The following is a 6787-nucleotide window of genomic DNA, read 5'->3' on the forward strand; positions in this document are numbered from 1 at the left end:
CCCGAGGGCCGGGCCGGCCAGGGTCGCGGACGCCGGCGCGCCCGTGCGGCCGAGGGCGACGGCGACCGCGGCGAGTCCGAGGACCGTGGCGGCCACGGCCCCCGCGGTGTCGTCGAGACCCGGGGTGGTCAGCAGGACGACGAGGGCGACGGTCACCCCGAGCGCGGCGGCGAGCGCGAACGCGCCGGCCTCGACGTGCGGCCGGCGGGTGACGACGTCCGGCCGCCCTGCCGCCCAGCGGCCCGCACGCGTCCGGGGAGCCGGCGCCGGTCGCACGACGTGCACGACGCCCCCGTCGGCCAGCTGAGCGCCCACGAGGCCCGACAGGTCGAGCTGGCGGCCGGTCGAGTCGAGCACCACGACGCCCGGCAGGTTCACGGGCACGAGCGCCGCCAGCAGCGCGTCGCGCACGACGACGTCGGACCGCAGGGCGATGTCGCGACGCTCGTCGCCGAGGTCCACCGCGAGGCGGACCTGGGCCGGGCGCACCTGCTCGGCGGCCGGTGCCGTCACGACCACCTCCCGAGCGACGCTGAGCTGCTGCGCAGAACGCCTGTCCGGCGCCGCGGACATGCTACGGGGCGCGGCGTCGCCCGGCATGACCCGTTCGAGGACAGAGCGCCGCCGTACCGGTTGCTCCAGGTACCGTGGCCGTCGGCATCTCCCGCCGCGAGCGGGTGGTCGACCGGTGGTCATCAGGGACGAGGAGCGGGCAGCACATGTCGATCGTGGCGCAGCGGGGCACCACCCAGGCAGTGACGCAGCAAGGCCCACCCCCCGTGCCGACCGGTCAGATCGTGCTCCAGCCGCCGCCCGAGATCCAGCCCTCCGACGGTGTCAGCGGCGTGCTGGCCAACGTCATCCCGATGCTCGGCAGCGTGGGGTCGATCGTGTTCGTCGCGGTGTCGTCGCCCGGCCCCAAGGGCATGATCGCCGCCGGCATGTTCCTGGTCGCGTCGCTCGGCTTCGTCGGCGTCAACGGCTGGCGGCAGCGCTCGCAGCACCAGGCCGCCGTCGTCGGCGCCCGCCGCGAGTACCTGGCCTACCTCGCCGACCTGCGCCGCACCGTGCGGCAGGCGGCGCGTGCCCAGCACCGCAACGCGGAGTGGAACGCGCCCGACCCGCGCGCCCTCGCCTCCGTGGCCGAGGAGCGCTCGCGCGTGTGGGAGCGGACCCCCGACCACGACGACTACCTCTTCGCCCGCGTCGGCGTCGGGTCGCAGCCGCTCTGCCTCGACCTCGAGCCGCCGCAGACCGCTCCCCTGGCGCAGCTCGACCCCGTCGCCGCGTCGGCCGCCCACCGCTTCCTGGTCACGCACCGCGTCCAGCAGGGCATCCCGCTGGCCGTCGACGTGCGCTCCGTGCCGCTGCTGCAGGTCGCGGGCACCGAGCAGACCTCGCGCGCCCTCGCCCGCGCGATCGTCTGCCAGCTGGCCACGTTCCACTCCCCCGACCAGCTGCAGATCGCCGTGCTGGCCGGCGACCGCGCGCTGCCCTCGTGGGACTGGGTCAAGTGGCTGCCGCACGCGCACTCGACGCGCGAGCGGGACGCCGTGGGCGCCGCCCGGATGATCGGCACCACCCTCGCCGAGATCGAGTCCCTGCTCCCCGAGGGCCTGCGCGACCGGCCGCGGTTCGGGCCGACGGCGAGCGAGACCCCGCTGCCCCACGTGCTCGTCGTCGTCGACGGCGGCCACGTGCCCGTGGGCAACGCCATCCTCACCAGCGACGGCGTCCTGGGCATCACCGTGCTCGAGCTGCCCGAGCGGTGGGACGAGCTGGACGACCCGTGGACGCTGCGCTTCCTGGTCGGCGCCCAGCAGGCCGACGGCTCCGCGCCCGTCGACGTCCTGCGCCTCGGACTGGAGCCGACGCACCTGACGGGCGACCAGCTGTCCATCGCTGAGGCCGAGGCCACGGCTCGCCGCCTGCTGCCCCTGCACCTCGACTCGGGGCCGGAGCGCGACGACGCCAACGCGTCCTCCGAGCTGGTCGACCTGCTCGGGCTGGGCGACATCCGCGACCTCGACCTCGAGGTGGCCTGGCGGCCGCGGCTGCCGCGTGACCGCCTCCGGGTGCCCATCGGGCTGACGCCGCAGGGCCAGCCGATCTCGCTGGACATCAAGGAGTCGGCGCAGCAGGGCATGGGCCCGCACGGGCTCATCATCGGAGCCACCGGCTCCGGCAAGTCCGAGGTGCTGCGCACCCTGGTGCTGGCCCTGGCCCTCACCCACTCGTCCGAGGACCTCAACTTCGTCCTCGTCGACTTCAAGGGTGGCGCCACGTTCGCGGGCATGGCGGACATGCCGCACGTCTCCGCCATCATCACCAACCTCGGCGAGGAGCTCACCCTCGTCGACCGCATGCAGGACGCCCTGCAGGGCGAGATGGTGCGCCGCCAGGAGCTGCTGCGCTCCGCCGGCAACTTCGCCAACGTCAACGACTACGAGAAGGCCCGGCGCACCGACCGGCCCGACCTCGCGCCGCTGCCCGCCCTGCTCATCGTCGCCGACGAGTTCTCCGAGCTGCTGGCCGCCAAGCCCGAGTTCGTCGACCTCTTCGTCGCCATCGGGCGGCTGGGGCGCTCGCTGCAGATGCACCTGCTGCTCTCCTCGCAGCGCCTGGAGGAGGGCCGGCTGCGCGGGCTCGAGTCGCACCTGTCCTACCGGATCGGCCTGCGCACGTTCTCGGCCGCCGAGTCGCGGACCGTCCTCGGCGTGCCCGACGCGTACGAGCTGCCGCCTGTCCCCGGCGTCGGCTACCTCAAGCCCGACCCCACGACGATGGTGCAGTTCCGCGCGTCCTACGTGTCCGGCCCGCCCAAGGGCCGCCGCCGCGCCGCCGCCGGGCCCGGGGTCGTCGCCGGCCGCGCCCGGCTCGAGTCGTTCACGGCGGCACCCGTGCTCGGGACGGTGCGCGACGAGCCCGAGGAGCAGCCMGCCGCCGAAGAGGTCGAGAAGCGCGCGACCTTCGACATCGCCGTCTCGCTCATGGCCGGCAAGGGCCCCGCCGCGCACCAGGTCTGGCTGCCGCCGCTCGTGGTGCCCAGCACGTACGACCGCCTCATGCCGGACCTCGTCGTCGACCCCGCGCTCGGGCTGGTCTCCCCGGGCTGGCGGGCGGCCGGAGCCCTGACCATCCCGCTGGGCATCACCGACCGGCCGCTCGAGCAGCGCCGCGAGAACCTCACGATCTCGCTGTCGGGCGCCGCGGGGCATCTCGCCGTCGTCGGCGGCCCGCGGTCGGGCAAGAGCACGCTGCTGCGCTCCGTCGTGACGGGGCTGTCCCTCACGCAGACGCCGCAGGAGGTGCAGTTCTACGTGCTCGACTTCGGCGGGGGCACGTTCAGCCCGCTGGCGCGCCTGCCGCACGTCGCCGGCGTGGCGACGCGCAGCGAGCCCGACGTCGTCCGGCGCGTCGTCGCCGAGGTCGAGAGCATCGTCGACGCCCGCGAGCGGTACTTCCGGGCGCAGCAGATCGACTCGATCGAGACGTACCGCACCCGCCGCCTCGAGGGCCGCGCGAACGACGGCTACGGCGACATCTTCCTGGTCGTCGACGGCTGGAGCACGGTCCGCGCCGAGTTCGACGAGCTCGAGGCGCGGCTGCAGGCCCTCGCGGGCCGCGGACTGACGTTCGGCGTCCACCTCCTGGCGAGCGCCGCGCGGTGGATGGACTTCCGCACCCAGGTCAAGGACCTCTTCGGCACCCGCATCGAGCTGCGGCTGGGCGACCCGTCGGACTCCGAGCTCGACCGCAAGGTCGCCGTCAACGTGCCGAAGGAGCGCCCGGGCCGCGGCATCGTCGTCTCGAAGCACCACGTGCTCACGGCCCTGCCGCGGATCGACGGCGACGACTCGCCCGCGACCCTCGGCGCGGGCATCGAGCACCTGGTGCAGACCGTCACCCAGTCGTGGCGCGGCGCCCCCGGGCCCAAGCTGCGGCTCCTGCCGGAGGAGGTCACGCTCGACCAGGTGCGCGCCGCCTCGCCCGCCGACACCCGCGAGCTCCTCCTCGGCATCGACGAGGCCGCCCTTGCGCCGGTCGGCATCGACCTGCGCGAGGAGAACCACCTCTACGCGTTCGGCGACGGCGGCTCGGGCAAGTCCGGCCTGCTGAGGTCGGTAGCGGCCGAGGTCCGGCGCACCCACACGCCCGCGCAGGCCCAGATATTCGCCGTCGACTTCCGACGGTCGTTGCTGGGCGAGATCCCCGACGAGTACCTGGCCGGCTACCTCACGACGCAGGACCAGGCGACGACCGAGCTCTCGGACCTCGCCGCCTACCTGCGCACCCGCCTGCCCGGCCCCGACGTCACCCCCGACCAGCTGCGCTCCCGCTCCTGGTGGACGGGCGCCGAGGTGTTCGTGCTGGTAGACGACTACGACCTCGTGGCGACCACCACCGGCAACCCGGTCGCCGCGCTGGTCCCCCTGCTCGCGCAGGCCGGCGACGTCGGGCTGCACCTCGTCCTCACGCGGCGCACCGGCGGCGCGGCGCGCGCGATGTACGAGCCTGTGCTGCAGGCCCTGCGCGACCTCGCCGTCCCCGGCCTGGTTCTCTCGGGCAGTCCCGACGAGGGCGCGCTGATCGGCGGGGCGAAGCCCGTGCCGTCCGTCCCGGGCCGCGGTCAGCTGGTCACGCGGGACGAGGGTCGTCGCGTCGTGCAGCTCGCCTGGAGCCCGGCGACGGTCTGACCATCGGGCGATCCAGCACCCGGCGCACGATTTCGCGAACCACAACGACCCTGGCGTAGGTCGTGCGACGTCGGCTTGCCGCCCCCAACGGCCGGGGCGACGCTACTCTGCGCCTCGTGCATCTCGTCGGGGACTGCGATCGATGTGATCGCCTGGATCAGCACGTGAGCGAGTTCTTCTCGGGTCACGTCGTCGAACGCGTCGCCTGGCAGGGCGGCGGGCCGATCGACGAGCCCAATCCTCACTTCCACGTCCTGCGCGTCGCACCGCTCGACGGCGTCCTGTGGGTCTACGTGTCGGTCGGCAGCTGGGCCTGGCAGAGCCGGCCGGGCTACGGTCTCGAGTTCATCGTCGCGACGGCCGAGGCCACGATGCGCGCGGTCGAGGTGCTGGCGTGGACCAGCTGGTACGACCGCGCCGGCGTCCTGGGTCTCGGGCACACGGTCCCGCTCGGCGAGCCCTGGTTCCCAGGGTCCGCGCTGGACCACGACCTGATCAGCCTCCCGTACCCGTGGGGGCCCGACCTGGAGGTCTGTCACGTCGACGGCTTCCACGTCGACTTCCTGTGGCTCCTGCCCATCACGGCGAGTGAACGCGACTTCAAGGCCGTGCACGGCCTTGAAGCGCTCGAGCAGCGCTTCGAGGACGCGGCGATCGAGTTCTGGGACCCGCACCGCCCGTCGGTGGTGTAGTTCGGCGGCGGCGCGCCGACGAGCCCAGAACGGACGTCAGCGGCGCTCGACGAGCGCGCTGCGCTGCCCGAAACGGATGGTCCAGCCCGCGGCGACGGTCGCGCGCGTGCCGGCCGGGAGCGCCGAGCTCGTCCCGTCGGGCGCGACGAGGACCGTGCCGTTGGTCGACCCGCGATCCACGACCCACAGGCGGTCGGCCGTGCCGTCGAGCCCGAAGGCCAGGTGCGTCTTGGAGATCGACCGCGCGGGGTCGTCCACCGGCACGACGTGCGTGACTCCGTCCTCCGCGGACGGGCTGCGACCGACGAGTCCGTCGCCCGCGACGTCGACGCGCTCCCCGGTGTCGAACGACAGCCGCAGGGCGGCCGGCGCGGGCGAGGGGCCGCTGGGCCGCAGGCGGGTGTGCTCGAGCTCGCCCAGGTCCGTCGGGGCCGCCGCGACGCGCGGAACCGGCGCCGAGTCCGGCCGCGTCGGCGGGACGCCGATCACGGGCTGCGCCCGCGCCGCGGGCGCCGCAGCGTCCTCGGCCGCCCCGGGCATGCCGGTGATGAGGTCGGCCGCCGCGGCGGAGTCGGCACGCCGGGCCTCCCGCCGCGTCGCGGGCGGGTCAGGGACMCGGCGCACCGGGACGAGCGGGACGAGGAACTCGTCGGGCTGCGCCTCCGCCGCGGGGGGCGGAGGCACGAGCGGGGCCGGCGGCGGGGCAAGGGGCGGGGCGGGAACGAGCGGGGTCGGCGGCTGCGGAGGCCCCTCCACCGGCGGAGCGGGGACGAGGCCCGGGTCCGCCGCCGGGCGGTCGCCCATGGTGCGGGCCACCGCCGTGTTCCAGGCCGCGTCCGGCACCTTCGACGGCGCGCGGGGCACGTTCCGGGCCCGCAGCACGAGGGTGCCGGCCGCCTTGTCGTGCCAGCCGCGCTGCGCGGGGGTCTTGTCCCACGTCCCCGACACCACGACGACCCACTCGCCGACCAGGCACACGAGCGCTCCCAGGCCGACGACGAGCTGCCGCACGAGGATGGCCACGAGCCCCGCCGGCCGCCCGGTGCGGTTCGACACCGTCCGGATGCCGGTGACGGCGTTGCCGACGGTCGCGCCGGTCAGCGACTCGGCGACCCACTGCGCGACGCCGACGAGCAGCACGAGCAGCGCGGGCACGAACAGAACCGGCCGCACCGTCGCGGGGTCCGTCGTCGCCAGACCGCCCGTGGCCGCCACGATCCCGAACCCGAGGCCGTACGCGAGGAGGAGGACGACCCCGTCGATCGCGAACGCCAGAGCGCGGCTGCCGATGGACGCGACCGCGCCGGGGGTCACGGGGAACTGGTCGCGGGACGCCGGGACCGCCGGTCTGCGCGCGGGCGGCGGGACCGAGGCGGTCGGCGGCGGTCCGGGCGGGGG

General features: G+C 75.1%; 4 protein-coding genes. 2 read left to right on the forward strand and 2 right to left on the reverse strand.

Features of this window, described 5'->3' with window-relative positions:
* Positions 1-513: hypothetical protein (locus tag AC1DQC_RS19595; protein ID WP_477052904.1), on the reverse strand; the 513-nt coding region annotated here is incomplete at its 3' end.
* Between the two features lie 206 nt (positions 514-719).
* Between AC1DQC_RS19595 and eccCa the strand changes: the two genes are divergently transcribed.
* Both eccCa and AC1DQC_RS19605 read left to right on the forward strand, forming a co-directional pair.
* Positions 720-4697: a type VII secretion protein EccCa gene (eccCa, locus tag AC1DQC_RS19600; protein ID WP_477052905.1), complete on the forward strand. Its 3978-nt coding sequence runs from the start codon at positions 720-722 to the stop codon at positions 4695-4697.
* Positions 4698-4861: 164 nt separating this feature from the next.
* On the forward strand, positions 4862-5389 hold the full coding sequence (locus AC1DQC_RS19605) for a suppressor of fused domain protein (protein ID WP_477052906.1): 528 nt from the start codon (positions 4862-4864) through the stop codon (positions 5387-5389).
* A 36-nt stretch (positions 5390-5425) separates the two neighbouring features.
* On the opposite strand, the gene AC1DQC_RS19610 is transcribed toward AC1DQC_RS19605, so the two are convergent.
* On the reverse strand, positions 5426-6787 hold a 1362-nt coding region (locus tag AC1DQC_RS19610; protein ID WP_477052907.1), incomplete at its 5' end, for an RDD family protein.

The organism is Cellulomonas sp. P4_H12 (assembly GCF_056400905.1).